Here is a 234-nt window from a genome sequence, read left to right as displayed (position 1 = left end):
GCATTCAACCGCACTCGATGATGCCAATGTGGAAAATGTCATGTCTCACCTGACGCCAGCGAAACCTGCCTGTGCGCGACGGTTGTGTCGGCAGCCAGGCGATAAAGATGAATGTCGCCTGTCGCGATCTCGACAGAGATGACTGCTTCGGGCGACAGTCTGTCCAAAATCATGACGAGGGTACGTAAACTGTTTCCGTGTGCAACAACCAGCGTCCTCTCCCCACGCATGACA

General features: G+C 54.7%; 1 pseudogene. It reads right to left on the bottom strand.

Annotated features, from left to right (window positions below):
* Positions 1-38 precede the first annotated feature (38 nt).
* Positions 39-234 (bottom strand): annotated as a pseudogene (locus AC1RQI_RS17545) (hypothetical protein); the annotation flags it as partial.

The sequence above is a fragment of the Salicola sp. AFF1 genome, from assembly GCF_056783195.1.
The sequence above is the reverse complement of the archived record's forward strand: the minus strand, read 5'-3'. Positions and strand labels throughout refer to the sequence as shown.